The sequence below is a fragment of the Pseudoalteromonas luteoviolacea genome (assembly GCF_001750165.1).
GTDB classification, from domain to species: Bacteria; Pseudomonadota; Gammaproteobacteria; order Enterobacterales; family Alteromonadaceae; genus Pseudoalteromonas; species Pseudoalteromonas luteoviolacea_G.
On the sequence record NZ_CP015412.1, the window covers coordinates 910,727 to 933,060 of the forward strand.

Genomic DNA, 22,334 nt, shown 5'->3' on the forward strand with positions numbered 1-22,334 from the left:
TATGTTTTCAGCAGTCACCAAGGTGCCACTTCACAAGCAACAGATAAAAAAGTTGTGGCGACAGCTTTGCGAGCTTAAAAAGTCAGGGATTGAGCGTCAACAAAGGTTTGATGACTTACACTACTTTCTGGTTAACCATGTTTACACTTTGGCGCAAGCACAGCCCAGCGAGTTTGAGTGGTTAGATGAGCAAGCGCTCAATGCAATGATTAAAGCGGATTGGCAGACGTTACTGCCTTGGCATGCACAGAACGCGCAGCAAGCCCCTTGGCTAGATACTTTTTTAGCGATGTGGCTGGTAGAGGCCAAGGTGCCCAGTACAGATCTGCCCATTTGGCGCCAAAGTGGCGCAAGTGCGCTGTTTGCAATGAGTGCACAAGCGTGGCTGAGCGATTTTAGCGACGCTGAGCGCCAGACTATGCTGACCAATATTGAAACGCCAGAGCCTTGGCTGGTGAGATTGGCGTTTGCAGGCCAGCCGTTAAATGCTTTACAGCTTCAGCAAGCCCTTGCAAGCAACAACTTTGAGTTTGTTCATGCGGCGTTAGTCAACATGTGGTTGTTTGAGCATGATGAATTTGCTGCGCGGTTATTAAAAACTTTCAGTGCTACCGATGAGGCGGAGCATAAAGCGCAATTACTTTGTCTTGTAGGTATTGCACAGCTGCCTGATTGGCAAGATGCCTGTGTGGCATTTTGTGAGCATTACCCCTTGCACAGTGCGCATGTACTTAGCCATTTTGCCCATAAAAAAACGCTCAAACTGTTAGTCAGTTGGCTCGATAAGCAGCCTATGAGTCAGCCTGCTTATCAGGCATGGCAAATACTCACAGATAAAGAACTTAAGTGGGTGGCGGCCATCAGATTGGCAAAAGGGGAGGGACAACCTGAGACAAGCTTACAGATCCCGTGTGTAAAACAGGCTGAGACTTGCCGTCAGACAATATTGTTGGAGCAAGGCGACTATGTGCTGCAAGGAAAAAGCTTTGCGGCTTTGGATGCTCAGCTGATAAAGCAATTTAAGGGCACATTGGCACAAAGGCTGACGGCTGCAAAGTACGAAAACAAAATCGCCGCCATGTTGTACTTTTTGCCCTGTACGCCAAGGCACTGGCAGTTTATAGAAAGGAGAACAACGGATGTTAGTGAATGACTCAGCATGGTTTGCTGAAATCGCTCCAAGCTGGGATAAAGACTCTCAGCCATGTTACGTGGTGGTGGTAAAGCAAAACTTTGAATACAGCAATCAAGGCGAGGTGAGTGTTGAGCCTTCGGGTCCTGACATCACGATGGGTGATGGCTACCAAGGAGAGGGAGCACTCTGTGAGTTGATTGCCGCCAATGATATGGTGCCATTTAAGCAAGGGTTTGAATGGTACGGTCATTTGACGTGCTTTCCACCAACGGATCGCGCAGCGCATGTGATGGAAGTCAGCGTCGAGTTAATTAATGAGCATGGCGTATTAATGAATAAAACTTTGCGAGTAACTGGAGAGCGCCGTTGGCGTTGGTCTTTATTTGGCGCAGTAGCAAAAGATTTACAGCCACTCAAACCTACACTGCTCAGCTATGCATTGGCTTTTGGTGGGCAAGTTCCCAATAAGCCACAAATCATGGATAGAGCAAACCCCATAGGCCGTGGCTTTAAACTCAGAAATCGAGACGGTATTGGGCTGCTACTACCGCAAGTGGAGTATGCCGATCAGGTGTTAAGAAAGCCGCGAGATACCACACCGGTGGCCAGCTTTGCACCCATTCCGCATTTTTGGTCACCGCGTTTGGAGTTGCAACCTGAGTTAGATGTTCAGGCTGTGGTCGCTGGTGACTATCCATATAGTGAAGACTTGTGCGCGCATTTTCATAATTATGCACCAGCGGATCAGTGCTTGCCTTGCACCTTAAAGCCACATACCACAATCGCACTGAGTGGCTTAACCAAGGGCCAGCCGTATGGCCAAAAAGTCACCTTTGAGTTGCCTTATATTAAACCTGAGTTGGTGATGATGCGTGGCGCCATGCAAACCTCGTTAAATATGGTGTGTGATAGCTTAATTCTCGACACCCATACTCAGCAGTTTTCTTTGCTATGGCGCACCACGGTGAAACAAGACGGGATCCACCCAATGGATACCTTGATAGTCATGCCGGAGCAAGCACCACTGCCGGAAACAGAGTCAAGCGTATGAGCAGCGAACGTTACATTAGCTATTTAGGACATATTAATACGTCGGGCACAACTTTAAGCGCGTTTTATAGCGCCATTGAAAATGGCATGACTTATACCGCCACCAGTAACCTAGAGGAAGAAGAAGGCATGGCGAAAGCCATTGTCGCCAAGCTTGGACCTTTGGCCAATTTACCTCGCGCTGCCCGTATTGAATTGATGCTGGGCGACTTGATGACAAGATTGGCTATCCCTGCTTTGCTGCGGGGAGAAAAAACGGGTGCCATCGCATGGTCTAACCGTATTCATTTTGTGCTCCCTCAGCAAGGCACAGATCCGTTAATCAATGATGAAGCCCTCAGCGCACTTTGCCAGCAATGCGAGTTACAAGATGTATTGATAAGTCAAAGTGACGATATTGATTTAACCCTGCCCGATGGCACTGTGGTGGTGGCGGCAGATGCCTGTACAGGCCATGAAATTTTGTATGACGGTGATTGGCAAGACAAGCTACAGCGCCAAGATGGCACTGAAGGCATGATCATGAGCGAAGGAGCCTGTGCGTTACTGCTCGGTAAAAACAAACAAGCCATGCGCTTAAAAAGCAGCAATAACCCGTTAAAAAGCCAGTTAAAACAAGTCAAAGCAGGCCTAAAAGACATTTATATTTCCAATATGTCGAGTACCAAGGCGTGGCACAATATGTGGTTTGATGCCAGCTGTCATCTGTACCAAGCAGCAACGCAGTCGGACAGCAGCGACCCCGCCTCTTTGATTAAATTAAAAGAGCCGGGCAGGTTATGTGGTCATGCTGGGGTCGCGCAAACATTAATGGCTTTGGTACTTGGCTTTGCCTATTTAGATTTACCCATTCAGTACACATCCCCCAAAGTGTGGTTGATAGTTGAGCACACGCAACCACAACTTTGGCAACTGACAAGGAGTGATGATGAGTTACATTAATGCCGGCCAAGGAAAGCAAGCCGGAACGGTACAATATGACATTGATGCCATCAGTGCAGAGCTGCGCAGTGGCGGCAGCCAAACTTGGCGTCATAACAACCCTGTTTTACTGGGCTTAACCGCAGCGGCAAAGCGCAATGGCGCACTTGGCCAAGCCAGTGGCGTGGCGATATTTGCTGATAAAAGCAGTGGCGAAAGCGCGTTTCGTGACGAAATAGATAGGCCCAAATACAGCGACCATACTTTGGGCGACCTGATCACAGAGTTTATTCCCGACTACATTATTCCGCCCCCAGAATGGGATGAAGAAGCCAATCAGCCCATCTTGCCGCACATCGAGCCTGTAACGGGCATGGACGTCAACAAGCCTGTGAACGATGCCGATGCCTTATTGCGCCTTGCCAGCGAAGAACTTGGCTGGGAGGCCGGTGAGCAAAGTGAGATAACTAAAGACACAGAGGCAAACGAGCAACAAGTGCGCATGGCCAGTGGGAAAAATGTACTGATCAATGGCCGCTCCGCAGTCCATGTTGAAAGCAAAGGCAAACTGATGAGTTTGGATATTTGCTTAACCACCATAGGCATTCCCGTGGTGCCCATTCCCTATTGCAATGTGGCAAAAACCGATGACATCACCAACACCGCCAGTTCAGTGAAAATTAACGGTAACCCAGCAGGGACAAGAGATAGCGAATTTACCGAGAGTACAGGCGATCAACCCGGCGACAAAAAAGGCATTATGAGCGGTGTAACCGAAGGCAAAGCGGAGTTTATGTTGGGCTCATTCAATGTGTTTATTGAAAACCAGCCAGCGGTGCGCCAAGGGGATATCATGATATCGAACAACAAAAATACCCCGCCTTCGCCATTAATGCAGTCAGGGAGTATGCCAGTGCAGCGACTGCGCGTTGAAAACCGCCCCACTCAAGCACCGCAAGAGGGCGATAAAAATATCACCTTGGTGGTATCAGGTGTCAGTAATTCACAGGAAAGGATCAGGATCGGATGACAAGTACAGCTCCCACTAGCGTCAATGAGCAAGGCGCTTATCGCGAATTGGTGTTTGAAGGCTATGCCAGTGACTCAGAGCAAGTCTCATTGATGATCAAAGATTACAGCGAAGATCAGGCTAAAACCGGTTTTTATAAAATTCCACTGGGCTTTGCCAACACCACACAAAACAATAACAACGCCGATGTTGAGTTGGTGTACATTTACCCCTTGTGTGAGTGCACCCCAGATGGCGCCGCTGAGCGCAAACTAACGAACTTAAGACCCGGATATTTATACATTTATGTGGACGGTCACTTATGGCGCGAGCTGGAAGTCACAGAGCACGAAGAAGAAGACATTTCTTATTTTAAAGATGTGAACCTCGCGTACCAAAAAGGCCCGCAAGCGTGGCGCATTGATGAGCACGGCCAAGTTGGTGAGCGCGTGGCAACGGGTGAGCAGCTCAAGCAAGTTTTGGTGCCCAATAAATTGTATGGTCAGCCATGCCGAGTAGAAATTGCATTCAGTGAAACTCAGTGGTGCTGGCGGCAAATTGAAGCCTTTGGCGGCATGAGCGAAAACGATCCGCGCTTAAACTATGGGCCAAGCGTAAAGCCGGGCACCAATGATGACGCCGCCAGCGAGCGCCGCAGACAACGTATGCAAGTGCTTGATAAATTGGGTAACTATGCACAAGGCTACAGCAATGATGAGGCGCCACAGCACATCCCGCTACCGCGTATGCCAAAAAATGGCCTGCACCGCCCGGTATTAAAAGACCCAATCGGCGTAGCCCGTTATCTTGCCGCTGAAATCGTCTCAGAGCGTAAAAACATCCAGCAATTGTCGATGGAGTCTATCAAAGGCGCGCCCCTCACCCCAGATGATTTTGAAGACTTTGCACCAGAGCAAAAAAACATTTCTAAACATGTGCTGGCGACCACCATTCAGTCGCAGTTTTTTGCGTTTCCCAATACCACCCAGCAAAAAGTGGACCTTGGCATGTCGGTCTCTGAGCATGAGCAAGACATGGCACAAAACTACAAAAGCTGGGTGCGCGCTGGTTTTTCAAAGTATGAGTTTAGACGCTACTTAAAGACCGAACAGGCACTGACCTCTGCCCGCGCCATCAATGTGCAAAAATCATTTGGCTTTGACCATATCACCCGCGAAGACGAGCCAATGAGCTTTTACCAAGCGGTGAAGGACTATGGCTATTACGAAGATGTAAGACGAAACTTTGTGTATGAGCTGATAAGCGATGTCACCGCGCCTTACACCGATCTCACCAAAACCTTAATTGAAAGCTTTTTAGTACATGACTCAGATTTTAGGGCTGCCAAGCAAATAGACGAAGAGGACATGGGCCAAGAGCTGATGTTAAAAGTGCTGGGCACGCATCCCCTAGATACTGAAAACGCAGCCAACAGCTTAAAACTGACGGCACTGATGTACCCGAAAAAGACCGGCACTGCATTGAGCGATTATGAGTGCGCGCGCAGAGAAAGCAGTGACCCATTTGATACGGTTTTTTCAGTTGAATTACAGCAACAAATTCAGCAAGACATAGACGAAGGCTTAATGTCTGGCGAGCAGCGCGAATTTTGGCGCCGTGCTTCGCAAATGATTTGGGGGGTGCTGGCGATTAGTTTCGCAGCGCCAGCAAGTTTTTTTGCCGTAGGTGGTGCTGGAACGAATTTAAAAGCTCGTACAGTAGATCGAAATGAACAGGAGGCTAAATTAAAAGACCAAATCAGAGATTTGGATAATGAAATAAAAGAACTCAAAAAAGACATTAAATCTAAGAATGGCGAAATTGATGAGATAAAGCGTGCTCACAATGAAGTTCGTGAAGCATTGGAAGAGGCTATGGGAATTAAAGGTCGTCAAGCATTCCCTCAGGAACTAGAGCTTTATTTACAAGACAGAATACAAGAACTTGATGCGCTACACGATGGTCATACGAAAGCACAGGCTCAAATTATTCGCGCACAGCAAAGTGTAAAAAATATGCGTATTGCCAGCATGCCGCATGAAAAAGTTGATTTTAGGAATGTCAAAGTACATTTGCGCCCATATGTGCGATTCAGACATTTAGCCAAAGTCGCTACTGGTGACCTGCTTCAAGAGATTGAGATTGATGTAGGTGATTATTACTCAAATAAACTGCCAGATGGAAAGCTTCCTTTAAACTTTACAGACCGAGCAAAGCGTGCAGAAGAGCGGATTGAAAAACTTGGACGTTTGGCTGAGCGATTTGATGATGCATATAAGGAACAAAAAACTCGAAGGCCAACGGTTACTTTAAAAATGAATAAGTTGCACAGCGTGCAATCTAGAATTGACCAAATGATAGCGCTTGATGGGGCATTAGATGAGATACTTGATGCGATAGAGAGGCATCAAGCTGAAATGAAAAGTGGTCAAGCAAGCCTTAAAAAGAAGTTATTAGTTTTGGATGTGAGTGCCATTGAGGGGCTTGAAGATTCTATTGACAAAGATAGCGAATCTATTGACAAAAAAAAGCTAGAAAAACTTGAGACGGAATGGTCCTTAAAAGGCTTAAAAAGCGATAATAGTGCATTAAATAAAATGGCCTCAATGAATATTCACCCTGAAAAGTTTGATAGTTTATTAAAGGGGGTGCTTCCTGCTGTAGGTATCCTAGAGGCTGCGAACTTATTCGATGTACTCAGTGATGATTCATCAACTCCCCTAGATCGTTTATCTGCATGGCTAGATGCGCTAGATATTGGAGGGAATATTGGCCTGAATATGGTTGAAAGGCGCATGGGGCTACCATCAGTTAAGCAAAGTTATGCGGTACTTCGGAATAAGCCTGTGCCAGCGAGCGCTTTCAAGAAGCGTGTTTGGTTGGTCTCAAAACTGAAATTTGGAGTGTATTTTGGTTTGCTTGGCAATGCCGCGACATTTTTAGCCAGTGCCGTGAGCGCCTATGTATCGTTTTATAACATGCGGGGGACGCTTGGAAGAGGAGATACCGCTCAGGCCATAGGCCATGGGTTAATGATGACAGGATTTGCGGGCATGACTTTGTCATCTGCTATTGCTATTGGGGCTGTTTTTACCACCAGTTTGCAAGGGGCTGCCGTGGCTGTGTTAGCACCTGCGTTGGCAATTGTAGGTTTATTACTATTGCTAATTGGCGCTGGTGTGGTGTGGGCGTTTTCAGAAGCACCAATTGAAGGCTGGTTAGAAGCTTGCCATTGGGGGACATATAAAACCCGATTTAAAGATGACGATGGTAATCAGTCTACAATGCGTGCATCACTATGGAAGGATAACCCCGAGTTGGCTATCCATGATTTGTACAATGCCCTGTATGCTCCACAGTTTAAAGTGACGTCGAGTTTTGGGACAGTCAAATACCAGCTTTTTGCGCCCATGGTAAACAAAAAAAATGGTGCTGATGTCCGAATGTACTGGAGGAATATCAGTCAAGGGGAGCAAACATTTAAACGCATAACTGATCATCAAATTAGCTTGCTAACCTCGGAAATAGAAATTTTTCCAGGTAGAACAGGATGGCAATTTAGCACCACATATACCAAGTTAGAACAGGTACTCGGTTTGGCACACAATCAAGAAATTGAATTTAAAGCAGAGTTTGTGACTTTCCCTTATGGAAAAGGCGCCAAGATTCTAGAGCATACTAAGCAAGAATATGCATTGCCTATAAGAATGAAAAAAGAATACGACAGTTTGTGGCAACAGATAAGAGACAAGCCAAAGCCAATTCAAGAGTTTCAAGGTGGTATATATGTTAAAAAGGTATTTTTAATGTCTGACTTTCCAGTCATACATTGATTTTCTCTCGATTAAGGTGAAATTAGTATTAACTGGGGTAATAAGGCAAAGTAAATTATGAGTGCTAAAAAAAGTATCGAGCAAATTAGAGCTGATATGGAAGAGCAGAAAAAAAATGCTACAGGTGACGAGAAAGCAATTTTTGAGTTACTGGAACTAAGGAGAAAGAATCGTATTTCTTATCGAAGATCTAATGTTTTTTACGAAGACGTGCCAAAAGACCACCTCCATCATCAGACATATGAGCAACGCCTTGCAAAAGCTGCACAGTTAAACGGCTGTGGGTTTAAAGAAGCTAAGCCATTTAAAAAGCCGTTTTCATCGCGGGAGCACCATGGTACAGATAATCACATTGGCTGGTGCGATGGACAAGTTGTTGGGATCCGCAGAGCGCCATTTTGGGGCGGGTTTTGTTTTTTATGGTTTATCTTATGTGTCTATATGCTTTTTTTTAGTGTTGTTAATATTGTCTTTTTTTGGGAATTTTCGTACGCATATTTAATCCCTGTGAGTATATTAGGTCCCATGGCGGTCTATAAAGTCTGGGAGTGGGGGGCATGGATAGATAAAATTGAATTTAATCGCCACACCGGATTGGTGCGTATGCCTTTTTCATTTCTGAGACGACGTTTTTATGTGCCAATTGAAGACATAGAATTATGTGAAGGCCCTGTGGTACAAGCCGCAAGAGGCGGCGGAGAAATGGCCACCGGCAGCCTAGTTTTAACCAAATATCCAAAGCGTTACTGGTTTAGACCAACTATTACGGTATTTGGTGGGATGGAGCAAGAGCATTGGGCCAGCATTGTAAGGTTTATGGATATTTCTCAGCCTATTCATGAGGATATACATAGAACAATTGAAGACCATTTTCGTGATAATAAAAATGCCATGGGCACAGGTCCGTTTCCAGAATCAATGAAAAAGTACTTGGATGCAGAGGATAAGCAGGTAAACAGAAGGGATGTTTGGTAGCAAATAACGGAGATTTACAAATTTAAGGATGAAGATGAGCCAAGAAGCGCTAACAGAAGAAGAGATTAGAGAGCAGCAGCTGGAAGCAATGCGCTTGAGAAGTAGCAATGTTTCAAAATACACAGATTTAGGCTTTTATTATTTAGATTTATCAAAAGAGTATTTGCATCATAGTAACTATGAAGACCGTTTGGCTATGGCTGCAAAACTTAATGGTTGTGGATTTAAAGTAGCAAAACCCTTCAAAAGACCATTTAGTGATAGAGAACATACTGATGAATTCCATCATATTGGCGATTGTGATGGACAAGTGGTGGCTTTGCGCAGAGCACCCGGCATTTGGCTTTTTTGTTTTTGGACTAATTACAGGGCCCGCTTGGTGGATCCTGGCAGGTATAGCATTATTTATTATCGGCCCTTGGTTGACTTATAAGTTATGGAAAAAGTTGGATTGGTTAGACAAGATTGAGTTTAACCGCCATACCGGACTTGTGCGCACCTCACATACACTATTGCGACGGCCATTTTATGTCCCGATTGAAGATGTTGAAATGTGTGAAGGGCCAATCATTCAGGCGGCGAGAGGGGGAAGTGAAATGGGAACGGGTGGCTTAGTATTGACTAAGTACCCAGCTAAATTTTGGTGGCGCCCAACCATTGCCACTTTTGGGGGGATGGAAACAGATCATTGGACAGCCATTTTGAAGTTTATGGATATCAATGAGCCGATACATGAAGACGTACATGATTCAATAGAGGATCACTATAAAAAAAATAAGAATGCTATGGGTACGGGCCCTTTTCCTGAAGTGATGAAAAAGTATATTGATCCAGAAGACAAGCAAGTAAGCCGCTGGAAGGTGTGGTAGTGAGATTATTGTTAAAGTGAGCCAAATGGGTTGAATATGCAAGAAGAATCTGATGAGTCGCTCGAACAATGGCGGCTAGAAAAATCAAAAGAAATAAAGTTATATGCGAAAAATATTAGTAAATATACAGATCAAGGTATCTATTATTTTGATGTTTCGAAGGAGCATTTACACCATAAAAGTTACGAGGAGCGATTGGCGTTTGCAGCTTGCTTGAATGGCTGTGAATTTAAAGTGGCAAAACCTTTTAAACGAAAGTTTGCATCGCGAGAACACACAGATCGTTATTATCATATCGGTAAATGTGATGGACAAGTGTTGGCTTTGCGCAGAGCGCCCGGAATTTGGCTTGTTTGTTTTTTTCTTTCTCTTTTTGGCTTTTTGGGTGGTTTTGGCCTATTCATCGTTGGACTAATCACAGGGCCCGCTTGGTGGATGTTGGCAAGTATAGCATTATTCTTTATCGGCCCATGGCTGACTTATAAGTTATGGGAACAGCTGGATTGGTTAGACAAGATTGAGTTTAACCGCCATACCGGGCTTGTACGCACCTCACATACACTATTACGACGGCCATTTTATGTCCCGATTGAAGATGTTGAAATGTGTGAAGGGCCAATCATTCAAGCGGCGAGAGGAGGAGGTGAAATGGGAACGGGTGGTTTAGTGTTGACTAAATACCCAGCTAAATTTTGGTGGCGACCAACCATTGCCACTTTTGGTGGGATGGAAAAAGACCATTGGACGGCCATTCTTAAATTTATGGACAGTGATGAGTTGATTCATAGGCATGTTCACACCGAGATCGAAGAGCATTACAAAAGAGATAAAAATGCCATGGGCATAGGCCCGTTTCCAGAGTCAATGAAAAAGTATTTTGACCCAGAGGATAAGCAAATTAATCGGTGGAAGGTTTGGTAGCGGTTTTGCTGTCAAGCCGAGCTAAAAGGATTGAGTTTGTAGCAAGGAATGTCATGAACGTGAAAAAAGTTGGTTCACCTTCTTCTGAAAGTTTGTCTAAAAAAGAGCGACGGAGACGAGAATTTGAAAAAGAGAAAGCGAATGCCCCGAGTCATATGCGAGCTGCTTATGATGAGCTTGAGAGAAAAAGTCGCAATCGAGAGAAATATGATAAACAGGGGGTATTTTTTGATGAGCTTTCAAAAGACCACCTTCATCATCAGACATATGAGCAACGCCTTGCAAAAGCTGCACAACTAAATGGCTGTGAGTTTAAAGAAGCTAAGCCATTTAAAAAGCCGTTTTCATCGCGGGAGCACCATGGTACAGATAACCACATTGGCTGGTGCGATGGACAAATTGTTGGGATCCGCAGGGCACCATTTTGGGGTGGGTTTTGTTTTTTATGGTTTATCTTATGTGTCTATATGCTTTTTTTAGTGTTGTTAATGTTGTCTTTTTTTGGGAGTTTTCGTACGCATATTTAATCCCCGTAAGTATATTAGGTCCCATGGCGGTTCACAAAATTTGGGAGTGGGGGGCATGGATAGATAAAATAGAATTTAATCGCCACACCGGATTGGTGCGTATGCCTTTTTCATTTCTGAGACGACGTTTTTATGTGCCAATTGAAGACATAGAGCTATGTGAAGGTCCTGTGGTACAAGCCGCAAGAGGCGGCGGAGAAATGGCCACAGGCAGTCTAGTGTTAACCAAATACCCTAAGCGCTACTGGTTTAGGCCAACCATTACGGTATTTGGTGGGATGGAGCAAGAGCATTGGGCCAGCATTGTAAGGTTTATGGATATTAATGAACCGATAGACATGGATGTTCACACAACCATAGAAGAGCATTTTCGTGATAATAAAAACGCCATGGGCACAGGCCCTTTTCCTGAATCAATGAAAAAGTACTTGGATGCAGAGGATAAGCAGATAAACCGATTTGAGGTTTGGTAGTTAGAAACCGTAAAAATACACTTCAACTAAAGTAGAAGCTTTTTGAATGAAAAAGCACCAGTAGTATTTTATAGATCAAGGAAAAGATCGGATGACAAGTACAGCTCCCACTAGCGTCAATGAGCAAGGCGCTTATCGCGAATTGGTGTTTGAAGGCTATGCCAGTGACTCAGAGCAAGTCTCATTGATGATCAAAGATTACAGCGAAGATCAGGCTAAAACCGGTTTTTATAAAATTCCACTGGGCTTTGCCAACACCACACAAAACAATAACAACGCCGATGTTGAGTTGGTGTACATTTACCCCTTGTGTGAGTGCACCCCAGATGGCGCCGCTGAGCGCAAACTAACGAACTTAAGACCATGATATTTATACATTTATGTGGACGGTCACTTATGGCGCGAGCTGGAAGTCACAGAGCACGAAGAAGAAGACATTTCTTATTTTAAAGATGTGAACCTCGCGTACCAAAAAGGCCCGCAAGCGTGGCGCATTGATGAGCATGGTCAAGTTGGTGAGCGCGTGGCAACGGGTGAGCAGCTTAAGCAAGTTTTGGTGCCCAATAAATTATATGGCCAGCCATGCCGAGTAGAAATTGCATTCAGTGAAACCCAGTGGTGCTGGCGACAAATTGAAGCCTTTGGTGGCATGAGCGAAAATGATCCGCGCTTAAACTATGGCCCAAGCGTAAAGCCGGGCACCAATGATGACGCCGCCAGCGAGCGCCGTAGCCAACGTATGCAAGTGCTTGATAAATTAGGTAACTATGCACAAGGCTACAGCAATGATGAGGCGCCGCAGCACATCCCGCTGCCGCGTATGCCAAAAAATGGCTTGCACCGCCCGGTATTAAAAGACCCAATCGGCGTGGCCCGTTACCTTGCCGCTGAAATCGTCTCAGAGCGTAAAAACATCCAGCAATTATCGATGGAGTCTATCAAAGGCGCGCCCCTCACCCCAGATGATTTTGAAGACTTTGCACCAGAGCAAAAAAACATTTCTAAACATGTGCTGGCGACCACCATTCAGTCGCAGTTTTTTGCGTTTCCCAATACCACCCAGCAAAAAGTGGACCTTGGCATGTCGGTCTCTGAGCATGAGCAAGACATGGCACAAAACTACAAAAGCTGGGTGCGCGCTGGTTTTTCAAAGTATGAGTTTAGACGCTACTTAAAGACCGAACAGGCACTGACCTCTGCCCGCGCCATCAATGTGCAAAAATCATTTGGCTTTGACCATATCACCCGCGAAGACGAGCCAATGAGCTTTTATCAAGCGGTGAAGGACTATGGCTATTATGAAGATGTAAGACGCAACTTTATGTATGAGCTGATAAGCGATGTCACCGCGCCTTACACCGATCTCACCAAAACCTTAATTGAAAGCTTTTTAGTACATGACTCAGATTTTAGGGCTGCCAAGCAAATAGACGAAGAGGACATGGGCCAAGAGCTGATGTTAAAAGTGCTGGGCACGCACCCCTTAGATACTGAAAACGCAGCCAACAGCTTAAAACTGACGGCACTGATGTACCCGAAAAAGACCGGTACTGCATTGAGCGATTATGAGTGCGCACGCAGAGAAAGCAGCGACCCATTCGATACGGTTTTTTCAGTTGAATTACAGCAACAAATTCAGCAAGACATAGACGAAGGCTTAATGTCTGGCGAGCAGCGCGAATTTTGGCGCCGTGCCTCGCAAATGATTTGGGGGGTGCTGGCGATTAGTTTTTCAGTTCCCACTAGTTACTATGCAATGGGAGGTGCTGGTGCGGATATAAAAGCCAGTGCTAAAAATCGCAATGAGTTAGAGCAGCAGCTAAAAGACCAAACACAAGAGCTGGAGCGTGAAATAAACAGCTTGGAGCAAAATATTGCCAGTAAAAACAAGCAAATTAGTGAGCAAGAGCGGGTGAGAGCTCAAGTCTATGCGGAGATGAAAAAAATAGCGGGTGCTGACCCCAAAGCCGTCGAGTCTCAAAATGAGTTTTTAAAGCAGCAAATACAAGCTCGTATTGAAGAGCTTGAAGCCCATAAGCGCAATCATGCACGGGCGAAATCACAATTAATTAAATCTCGTCAAGGTCTTAAAAATCTAGAGGCGCATTTCGAGTACTTTACCACAATGCAGTTTCATACTATCGAAAAGCCCATGAGCTTATATGACAGGTTTCAGCATTTGGCCAGTGTGCTCACAGGAGATTTACTGGAAGAAGTTGATATTGACGTTAATGACTATTACAACGGAAAGTTACCAGACGGTAAGTTACCGCTTAATTTTCAAGACAAAGCAAAACGGGCACAAGTGCAGCTAGAAAAACTCGCGCGAGCAACCGAAGAATTTGATGATGAATATCATAAATCAAATCAAAGCGTTGCTGAGGCAGATTTAGTGATAGACGACCAACATACAGTAAAAAGTCGACTTGACCACATCATCACGTTAGATGGTTCGTTAGATGAAGTACTTAGGCTCATCGATAAAAACCAAGTAGAGGCCCGGGTAGGCATAAAGCGATTGCAAAAAACTATGCTGATGATAGATGAAAGTGCGATTTCAGACCTTTATAGAGAAAGGAAGGCTGATAGGGAAGCACTAAGCGAGACTTTAAAAGATAAGTTAGAAGCTGACTGGCACTTAGAAGGCTTAGATCACGAGAATGAAGCGTTAAATAATATGGCCAGTAAACGCATTAGCCCAGAGGTATTTAATCGCGCACTCAATGGCACCTTGGCCTTTGTCAGTATTTTTGAGGTGATCAATGCGTTTAAAGTATTGACAGACAAAAACGCCAGTGGGCTGAGTAAAACTTCGGCTGTGTTAGATTTGTTTGACATTGGAATTAATGTTGGCCTTAACATAGTCGAGAGAAGAGCAGGCCTACCTTCACCTAAGCAATGTTATGCTTTGCTCAGAAATAAACCTGTGCCACCGAGTGCGCTTTCAAAGCGGTTTTGGTGGATGTCGCAAATGAAGGCCAAAGCTGTTTTCGTTTTAGCAGGTAATGTGTTTACATTTTTGGCTGGCGCTGTCAGTACTTATGTGTCTTTTTATGAGATGAGTAAGGCAATGCGCCGGGGAGATAACGCGCAGTTCATTGGTCATGGCTTGATGATGCTTGGCTTCGCTGGCATGACGACCTCTGCTGCACTGGGTGTTGGGGTACTTACGATTAAAGCCTTACAGACAGCGGCCATTGCTGCCTGTATATCTGGGCTGGCTATTTTTGGTTTGGTTCTTTTATTGATAGGCGCAGGAGTTGTGTGGGCATTTGCTGAAAAGCCCATTGAAGGGTGGTTGGAAGCATGTCATTGGGGGAATGGACGTACACGCTTTAAAGATGACGAAAGCAACGACTCAACAGCTAGGGCGTCGCAATGGAAAGACAAACCAGAGTTGGCTTTATTAGATTTATACAGTGCTTTATATGGACCTAAATTAGAGATAGCCAATGACCCAAGGATGCAATATGTGCGCTACAAATTTTACGCGCCAATGGTACACCCCATTAACGGCGCAAGGGTAAAGCTGATGTGGCGTCGAACGACTGGGCCTGATAAGGAATTTAAAATACTCACTTATCATCAATTGAGTAAGTTAATGTCAAAAATCACGCTATTTCCTGCGCGAAAAGGTTGGCATTTTGATGTGAGTTATTACCGTATAAGGCAGGTTTTAGGGCTGCCTTATAACAGCAGTATTGAGCTCAAGGGAGAATACAAAGTATATCCGCAAGGGGAAGGCGCCAAATTGGTTGAGGGAACTGAAACAGAGTTTATGCTGCCGTCGTATGTCAAACGCCAAGCAGAATCATTTTGGAAGTCTTTTTTTGGTGAGGGCGAGTATGAGCAGACCCAAGGCGGCCTTTATCTACAAGAGGTGTTTTTACGTCCGCCAGGTCGTTACTGAGGAAGGAGTTACTAGATGAAAACCGAACAGCAAAGTGAACAAAATTCAGAAAAGTTGATTTTGGAGCTACGAGAGCGGTATAAAAAAAGAAAAGCAGAAGCGACAGGTGAAAGAAAAAAATTTTATGATGAGATAGAAAAAAAGAGTGACAACGAAGATAAATATATTAAACAAGGAAAATACTTCGAATCGTTAAGTAAGGATCATCTACATCACCAAAGTTACGAGGAGCGTTTAGCAAAGGCTGTTGAGCTTAATGGTTGTGATTTTAAAAAATCGACCTTCAAAAATGAAGCATTTGTTTCTCGGGAGCACACAGATATAGATCATTATATCGGCTGGTGCGATGGGCAAGTGGTTGGTATAAGAAGAGCCCCAGGAATTTGGTTAGTATGTCTATTAATTGGGTGTATCTTGTTCATATGTGGTGGCGCCGCGTTGCTCTTTGGTATTACATCAGGTCCTATTTGGTTGATTATTTTTACGCCTTTAGTTATTGCAGGGCCTTGGTTTGCGGATCAAGTATTATGGAAAAACCTAGATTGGTTAGACAAGATAGAGTTTAACCGCCATACAGGACTGGTTCGCACATCCCATACTTTATTAAGGCGGCCTTTTTATATCCCCATAGAGGATATTGAGTTGTGCCAAGGCCCAGTTGTAAAAAATGCCCGTGGAAGTGGTGAGATACCCACAGGTAGTCTCGTACTCACAAAATATCCAGCGAAGTTTTGGTGGCGCCCGTCTCTTGTTATTTTAGGAGGTATGGAAAAAGATCATTGGACAGCCATTATAAAGTTTATGGATATTAGTCAACCAATACATATGAATGTCCAAGAAAGTATTGAAGAACACTTTAAGAAAGATAACAACGCCATGGGCACAGGCCCGTTTCCTGAATCAATGAAAAAATATTTGGATGCAGAGGATAAGCAGATAAACCGATTTGAGGTTTGGTAGCAAATAACGGAGATTTACAAATTTAAGGATGAAGATGAGTCAAGAAGTATTAACAGAAGAGGAAATTAGAGAGCAGCAGCTGGAAGCAATGCGCTTGAGAAGTAGCAATGTTTCAAAATACACAGATTTAGGCTTTTATTATTTAGATTTATCAAAAGAGTATTTGCATCATAGTAACTATGAAGACCGTTTGGCTATGGCTGCAAAACTTAATGGTTGTGGATTTAAAGTAGCAAAACCCTTCAAAAGACCATTTAGTAATAGAGAACATACTGATGAATTCCATCATATTGGCGATTGTGATGGACAAGTGGTGGCTTTGCGCAGAGCACCCGGCATTTGGCTTTTTTGTTTTTGGACTAATTACAGGGCCCGCTTGGTGGATTCTGGCAGGTATAGCATTATTTATTATCGGCCCTTGGTTGACTTATAAGTTATGGAAAAAGTTGGATTGGTTAGACAAGATTGAGTTTAACCGTCATACCGGGCTTGTGCGTACCTCACATACTCTATTGCGACGGCCATTTTATGTTCCGATTGAAGACGTTGAAATGTGCGAAGGGCCAATCATTCAAGCGGCGAGAGGTGGAGGTGAGATGGGAACGGGTGGCTTAGTATTGACTAAGTACCCAGCAAAGTTTTGGTGGCGCCCAACCATTGCCACTTTTGGGGGGATGGAAAAAGATCATTGGACAGCTATTTTGAAGTTTATGGATATCAATGAGCCGATACATGAAGACGTACATGAATCAATAGAAAAGCATTATAAAAAAAATAAAAACGCCATGGGCACAGGCCCGTTTCCTGAAGTGATGAAAAAGTATATTGATCCAGAAGACAAGCAAGTAAGCCGCTGGAAGGTATGGTAGTTAGAAACCGTAAAAATACACTTCAACTAAAGTAGAAGCTTTTTGAATGAAAAAGCACCAGTAGTATTTTATAGATCAAGGAAAAGATCGGATGACAAGTACAGCTCCCACTAGCGTCAATGAGCAAGGCGCTTATCGCGAATTGGTGTTTGAAGGCTATGCCAGTGACTCAGAGCAAGTCTCATTGATGATCAAAGATTACAGCGAAGATCAGGCCAAAACCGGTTTTTATAAAATTCCACTGGGCTTTGCCAACACCACACAAAATAATAACAACGCCGATGTTGAGCTGGTGTACATTTACCCCTTGTGTGAGTGCACGCCAGATGGCGCCGCTGAGCGCAAACTAACGAACTTAAGACCCGGATATTTATACATTTATGTGGACGGTCACTTATGGCGCGAGCTGGAAGTCACAGAGCACGAAGAAGAAGACATTTCTTATTTTAAAGATGTGAACCTCGCGTACCAAAAAGGCCCGCAAGCGTGGCGCATTGATGAGCATGGTCAAGTTGGTGAGCGCGTGGCAACGGGTGAGCAGCTTAAGCAAGTTTTGGTGCCCAATAAATTGTATGGTCAGCCATGCCGAGTAGAAATTGCATTCAGTGAAACTCAGTGGTGCTGGCGGCAAATTGAAGCCTTTGGTGGCATGAGCGAAAACGATCCGCGCTTAAACTATGGACCAAGCGTAAAGCCGGGCACCAATGATGACGCCGCCAGCGAGCGCCGTAGCCAACGTATGCAAGTGCTTGATAAATTAGGTAACTATGCACAAGGCTACAGCAATGATGAGGCGCCACAGCACATCCCACTACCGCGTATGCCAAAAAATGGCCTGCACCGCCCAGTATTAAAAGACCCAATAGGCGTGGCCCGTTACCTTGCCGCTGAAATCGTCTCAGAGCGTAAAAACATCCAGCAATTGTCGATGGAGTCTATCAAAGGTGCGCCCCTCACCACCGATGATTTTGAAGACTTTGCACCAGAGCAAAAAAACATTTCTAAACATGTGCTGGCGACCACCATTCAGTCGCAGTTTTTTGCGTTTCCCAATACCACCCAGCAAAAAGTGGACCTTGGCATGTCGGTCTCTGAGCATGAGCAAGACATGGCACAAAACTACAAAAGTTGGGTGCGCGCTGGTTTTTCAAAGTATGAGTTTAGACGCTACTTAAAGACCGAACAGGCACTGACCTCTGCCCGCGCCATCAATGTGCAGAAGTCATTTGGCTTTGACCATATCACCCGCGAAGAAGAACCAATGAGTTTTTACCAAGCGGTGAAGGACTATGGCTATTACGAAGATGTAAGACGCAACTTTGTATATGAGCTGATAAGCGATGTCACCGCGCCTTACACTGATCTCACCAAAACCTTAATTGAAAGCTTTTTAGTACATGACTCAGATTTTACGGCTGCCAAGCAAATCGACGATGAGGACATGGGCCAAGAGCTGATGTTAAAAGTACTAGGCACGCATCCCCTAGATACTGAAAACGCAGCCAACAGTTTAAAGCTGACCGCGCTGATGTACCCGAAAAAGACCGGCACTGCATTGAGCGATTATGAGTGCGCACGCAGAGAAAGCAGTGACCCATTTGATACGGTTTTTTCAGTTGAATTACAGCAACAAATTCAGCAAGACATAGACGAAGGCTTAATGTCTGGCGAGCAGCGCGAATTTTGGCGCCGTGCCTCGCAAATGATTTGGGGGGTGCTGGCGATTAGTTTTTCAGTTCCCACTAGTTACTATGCAATGGGAGGCGCTGGTGCGGATATAAAAGCCAGTGCTAAAAATCGTAATGAGTTAGAGCAGCAGCTAAAAGACCAAACGCAGGAGCTGGAGCGTGAAATAAACAGCTTGGAGCAAAATATTGCCAGTAAAAACAAGCAAATTAGCGAGCAAGAGAGGGTGCGAGCTCAAGTCTATGCGGAGATGAAAAAAGTAGCAGGGGCTGACCCCAAAGCCGTCGAGTCTCAAAATGAGTTTTTAAAGCAGCAAATACAAGCTCGTATTGAAGAGCTTGAAGCCCATAAGCGCAATCATGCACGGGCGAAATCACAATTAATTAAATCTCGTCAAGGTCTTAAAAATCTAGAGGCGCATTTCGAGTACTTTACCACAATGCAGTTTCATACTATCGAAAAGCCCATGAGCTTATATGACAGGTTTCAGCATTTGGCCAGTGTGCTCACAGGAGATTTACTGGAAGAAGTTGATATTGACGTTAATGACTATTACAACGGAAAGTTACCAGACGGTAAGTTACCGCTTAATTTTCAAGACAAAGCAAAACGGGCACAAGTGCAGCTAGAAAAACTCGCGCGAGCAACCGAAGAATTTGATGATGAATATCATAAATCAAATCAAAGCGTTGCTGAGGCAGATTTAGTGATAGACGACCAACATACAGTAAAAAGTCGACTTGACCACATCATCACGTTAGATGGTTCGTTAGATGAAGTACTTAGGCTCATCGATAAAAACCAAGTAGAGGCCCGGGTAGGCATAAAGCGATTGCAAAAAACTATGCTGATGATAGATGAAAATGCGATTTCTGATTTACATTTGAAGAAGAAAAGTCAGGAAGGTTTATTGAAAAATAAAAAGGCCAGTGAGCTAAAAGGCCTTTGGAATATTGAGGGTCTAGAGCATGAAAATGCGGCATTGAATCAGATGGCGAGTAAACGCATTAACCCAGAGGCATTTAATCGCGCACTCAATGGCACCTTGGCCTTTGTGAGTATTTTTGAGGTAGTCAACGCATTTAAAGTGCTGACAGATAAAAACGCCAGTGGGTTGAGTACAACTTCGGCGGTGTTAGATTTGCTTGATGTCAGCCTAAACGTTGGCCTTAATATTTTGGAACGACGAGCAGGGTTACCCTCACCCAAGCAATGTTATGCTCTGCTCAGAAACAAGCCTGTACCACCAAGTGCGCTTTCAAAGCGGTTTTGGTGGATGTCTCAAATGACAGCGAAAGCGGTATTTGTTTTGTCAGCGAATGTTGCAACATTTTTGGCCGGCGCTGTCAGTACTTATGTGTCTTTTTATGAGATGAGTAAGGCAATGCGACGGGGAGATAATGCGCAGTTTATTGGTCATGGCCTGATGATGCTTGGCTTTGCTGGCATGACGACCTCTGCTGCACTGGGTATTGGGGTACTTACGATTAAAGCATTACAGACAGCGGCCATTGCTGCTTGTATATCTGGGTTGGCTATTTTTGGTTTGGTTCTTTTATTGATAGGCGCGGGGGTTGTGTGGGTATTTGCTGAAAAGCCCATTGAAGGGTGGTTAGAAGCATGTCATTGGGGGAATGGACGTACACGCTTTAAAGATGATGAAAGCAACGACTCTACTGCTAGGGCATCGCAATGGAAGGACAAACCTGAGTTGGCTTTATTAGATTTATACAGCGCCTTGTATGGACCCAAATTAGAGATAGCCAATGACCCAAGGATGCAATATGTGCGTTACAAATTTTACGCGCCAATGGTACACCCCATTAACGGCGCAAGGGTAAAGCTGATGTGGCGGCGAACGACAGGGCCTGATAAGGAGTTTAAAGTACTCACTTATCATCAATTGAGTAAGTTAATGTCAAAAATTACGCTATTTCCTGCGCGAAAAGGTTGGCATTTTGATGTGAGTTATCACCGCTTAAGGCAGGTTTTAGGGCTGCCTTATAACAGCAGTATTGAGCTCAAGGGAGAATACAAAGTATATCCGCAAGGGGAAGGCGCTAAATTGGTTAAGGGGACTGAAACAGAGTTTATGCTGCCGTCGTATGTAAAACGCCAAGCAGAGTCATTCTGGGAGTCTTTTTTTGGCGAGGGTGAATATGAGCAAACTCAAGGGGGGATGTACTTACAAGAGGTGTTTTTACGTCCATCAAATCCTCGTTAGGAAATAATTGAATAAGGATTATTATGTCTCTAAATAAAGGTGAAAAACCAGTCAAATCTATCGAAGAAATGCTCGATGAATATGAAAAAGAAAAAGCAGCTGCAACGGGTGAGGATAAAAAAAGATTTGATGAAATAGAACAGAGAAGTGTAAATAATACAAAGTATTTTGAACAAGGCATTTACTATGAAGAATTATCAAAGCAGCATTTACATCATCAATGTTACGAGGAGCGTTTAGCTAAAGCAGCCGAACTCAATGGTTGTGATTTCAAAAAATCACACTTGAAAAATGAGGCATTTGTTTCTCGAGAGCACACAGACATAGATCACCATATCGGCTGGTGCGATGGACAAGTGGTTGGTATAAGAAGAGCCCCAGGTATTTGGTTAGTGTGTATTTTTTTAAATGTGATTTTATTTGCGGTGGGCTTTGGGGGGCTGTTAATTGGTCTACTATCAGGACCGCTTTGGCTTATTGCGTTTTCTCCTTTGATGGTAGCCAGCCCCTGGGGGCTGTATAAGTTTTGGGAGAAGTTTGATTGGCTTGACAAGTTAGAGTTTAACCGCCATACAGGGCTAGTACGCACGTCCCATACTTTATTAAGGCGCCCTTTTTATATCCCCATAGAGGATATTGAGCTGTGCCAAGGCCCAGTTGTAAAAAATGCCCGTGGAAGTGGTGAGATACCCACAGGCAGTCTCGTACTTACAAAATACCCTGCGAAGTTTTGGTGGCGCCCTTCTCTTGTTATTTTAGGTGGCATGGAAAAAGATCACTGGACAGCCATTATAAAGTTTATGGATATAAGCCAGCCAATACATATGGATGTTCACACAACCATAGAAGAGCATTTTCGTGATAATAAAAATGCCATGGGCACAGGCCCGTTTCCTGAATCGATGAAAAAGTACTTGGATGCAGAGGATAAGCAGATAAACCGATTTGAGGTTTGGTAGCAAATAACGGAGA

At 44.4% G+C, this 22,334-nt stretch carries 18 protein-coding genes; all 18 read left to right on the top strand.

Going from position 1 to position 22,334, the window contains the following annotated elements:
• Position 1: 1 nt before the first annotated feature.
• The 18 genes from S4054249_RS24165 to S4054249_RS24250 all read left to right on the top strand — a co-directional run bounded on the left by S4054249_RS24165 (position 2) and on the right by S4054249_RS24250 (position 22,321).
• Positions 2–1,153, top strand: a complete 1,152-nt coding sequence (locus S4054249_RS24165; RefSeq protein ID WP_046357736.1) for a hypothetical protein — start codon at positions 2–4, stop codon at positions 1,151–1,153.
• Positions 1,140–2,186 (top strand): DUF2169 domain-containing protein, encoded by a 1,047-nt coding sequence (locus tag S4054249_RS24170; RefSeq protein ID WP_052961111.1) that lies wholly within the window; start codon positions 1,140–1,142, stop codon positions 2,184–2,186. Before S4054249_RS24165 ends, S4054249_RS24170 begins: the two co-directional genes overlap by 14 nt.
• Positions 2,183–3,127 carry a hypothetical protein gene (locus S4054249_RS24175; protein ID WP_046357737.1) on the top strand — a complete coding sequence of 315 codons (945 nt, stop codon included), beginning with the start codon at positions 2,183–2,185 and terminating at the stop codon, positions 3,125–3,127. The genes S4054249_RS24170 and S4054249_RS24175 overlap by 4 nt, the downstream gene beginning before the upstream one ends.
• Positions 3,114–4,136 carry a PAAR-like domain-containing protein gene (locus S4054249_RS24180; RefSeq protein WP_046357738.1) on the top strand — a complete coding sequence of 341 codons (1,023 nt, stop codon included), beginning with the start codon at positions 3,114–3,116 and terminating at the stop codon, positions 4,134–4,136. Before S4054249_RS24175 ends, S4054249_RS24180 begins: the two co-directional genes overlap by 14 nt.
• Positions 4,133–7,948 (top strand): toxin VasX, encoded by a 3,816-nt coding sequence (locus tag S4054249_RS24185; protein ID WP_069949110.1) that lies wholly within the window; start codon positions 4,133–4,135, stop codon positions 7,946–7,948. Before S4054249_RS24180 ends, S4054249_RS24185 begins: the two co-directional genes overlap by 4 nt.
• A 57-nt stretch (positions 7,949–8,005) precedes the next feature.
• Positions 8,006–8,923 (top strand): hypothetical protein, encoded by a 918-nt coding sequence (locus S4054249_RS24190; protein ID WP_069949111.1) that lies wholly within the window; start codon positions 8,006–8,008, stop codon positions 8,921–8,923.
• 34 nt (positions 8,924–8,957) lie between these two features.
• Positions 8,958–9,356, top strand: coding sequence for a hypothetical protein (locus S4054249_RS24195; protein ID WP_069949112.1), 399 nt, complete (start codon positions 8,958–8,960; stop codon positions 9,354–9,356).
• Complete coding sequence (locus S4054249_RS24200; RefSeq protein WP_235611273.1) at positions 9,346–9,792, top strand: hypothetical protein; 447 nt, start codon at positions 9,346–9,348, stop codon at positions 9,790–9,792. The genes S4054249_RS24195 and S4054249_RS24200 overlap by 11 nt, the downstream gene beginning before the upstream one ends.
• A gap of 36 nt (positions 9,793–9,828) precedes the next feature.
• Positions 9,829–10,713: a hypothetical protein gene (locus tag S4054249_RS24205; protein WP_069949114.1), complete on the top strand. Its 885-nt coding sequence runs from the start codon at positions 9,829–9,831 to the stop codon at positions 10,711–10,713.
• 53 nt (positions 10,714–10,766) lie between these two features.
• Positions 10,767–11,240 (top strand): hypothetical protein, encoded by a 474-nt coding sequence (locus S4054249_RS24210; protein WP_069949115.1) that lies wholly within the window; start codon positions 10,767–10,769, stop codon positions 11,238–11,240.
• Between the two features lie 23 nt (positions 11,241–11,263).
• Positions 11,264–11,713, top strand: a complete 450-nt coding sequence (locus S4054249_RS24215; protein ID WP_063881421.1) for a hypothetical protein — start codon at positions 11,264–11,266, stop codon at positions 11,711–11,713.
• A gap of 91 nt (positions 11,714–11,804) precedes the next feature.
• Positions 11,805–12,080 (top strand): hypothetical protein, encoded by a 276-nt coding sequence (locus S4054249_RS24220; RefSeq protein ID WP_069949116.1) that lies wholly within the window; start codon positions 11,805–11,807, stop codon positions 12,078–12,080.
• Between the two features lie 15 nt (positions 12,081–12,095).
• On the top strand, positions 12,096–15,623 hold the full coding sequence (locus tag S4054249_RS24225; RefSeq protein WP_069949117.1) for a hypothetical protein: 3,528 nt from the start codon (positions 12,096–12,098) through the stop codon (positions 15,621–15,623).
• Between the two features lie 15 nt (positions 15,624–15,638).
• Positions 15,639–16,583 carry a hypothetical protein gene (locus S4054249_RS24230; protein ID WP_046354336.1) on the top strand — a complete coding sequence of 315 codons (945 nt, stop codon included), beginning with the start codon at positions 15,639–15,641 and terminating at the stop codon, positions 16,581–16,583.
• 34 nt (positions 16,584–16,617) lie between these two features.
• The gene (locus S4054249_RS24235; RefSeq protein ID WP_069949118.1) at positions 16,618–17,016 is read left to right on the top strand and encodes a hypothetical protein; all 399 of its coding nucleotides are present in this window, start codon (positions 16,618–16,620) and stop codon (positions 17,014–17,016) included.
• Complete coding sequence (locus tag S4054249_RS24240) at positions 17,006–17,452, top strand: hypothetical protein (RefSeq protein WP_235611274.1); 447 nt, start codon at positions 17,006–17,008, stop codon at positions 17,450–17,452. Before S4054249_RS24235 ends, S4054249_RS24240 begins: the two co-directional genes overlap by 11 nt.
• Positions 17,453–17,543: 91 nt before the next feature.
• Complete coding sequence (locus S4054249_RS24245; RefSeq protein WP_069949120.1) at positions 17,544–21,362, top strand: toxin VasX; 3,819 nt, start codon at positions 17,544–17,546, stop codon at positions 21,360–21,362.
• A 23-nt stretch (positions 21,363–21,385) separates the two neighbouring features.
• Positions 21,386–22,321 carry a hypothetical protein gene (locus S4054249_RS24250; RefSeq protein ID WP_081333502.1) on the top strand — a complete coding sequence of 312 codons (936 nt, stop codon included), beginning with the start codon at positions 21,386–21,388 and terminating at the stop codon, positions 22,319–22,321.
• The last annotated feature ends 13 nt before the right edge of the window (positions 22,322–22,334 follow it).